This window comes from Oleiphilus sp. HI0043 (genome assembly GCF_001634935.1).
The window spans coordinates 1-850 of record NZ_LWEY01000701.1 but is presented as its reverse complement, the minus strand read 5'-3'; the positions used below and the strand labels follow the sequence as shown (position 1 = coordinate 850).

The following is an 850-nucleotide window of genomic DNA, read 5'->3' as shown; positions in this document are numbered from 1 at the left end:
GTTCTATCTAGTGAGTCACCACTCGTTCAGCGCTTGTTGGAGAGCCCCGGAGCGTCAGATGCATATGCTAAGTGATTTAAGAAATATACTCGCGTCAAATAAGCATGTCTTGTGGGTGATCTTTTTAGGGCTCTTGCCTTTGATATATCTCTTAAGTGGCTTTTACTCTGTTGGTCCTGAGCAGCGTGGAATATTATTGCGATTCGGAAAGATAGTCGACGATCAGGTCTTGCCTGGCATGCATTATCATTTACCTTGGCCCATGGAGACGGTAGAGAAGATACAGGCGACTTCGGTACGCTCAATGGAACTGAACATGGTGGAGGAAACATCGGCGCCAATTCAGCGGGAACTGACAACGGGTGATCAGAACTTATTGGAGGTCAGTCTGATACTTCAATATACCATAGAGGAGCCTGGCATCTTTCGTACGCAGGCGCTCGACCCTGAAGCGCTGCTATTTGAAGTATCATCCGCTGAGGTGATCCAATATATCGCCAGCAAACCAATTAACGACTTGTTAACAACGGGTCGAATTCAATTTCAAAGCTATCTAAAGAACTCCATTCAACAGCAGGCACGGGACTTGAATTTAGGTATCAGGTTGACTGCGATCCAAATTAAAAAGCTGAAGCCTCCCGGTTCTATTAAAAAGAATTTTGATCAAGCAACGATCGCGAGAACGGAAAAAAGAAAAAGAGTTCAGGAGCAGAAAAGCATAAGAAACTCTAGAATGGCTCAAGCGCGAGGTGAGGCCAATGCCTTGCATCAATCTGCCAAAGCGACAATCGAAGAAGAAATACAGAAAGCCGAAGGTGCCAGTGCCAGCTTTATTAGTAATCTGAACGAA

Annotated in this window: 1 protein-coding gene; it reads left to right on the top strand. The window is 45.2% G+C overall.

All coding sequences use genetic code 11. The features are described from left to right. Positions 1-58 precede the first annotated feature (58 nt). On the top strand, positions 59-850 hold a 792-nt coding region (gene hflK / locus A3729_RS08290), incomplete at its 3' end, for a protease modulator HflK (protein WP_068633626.1).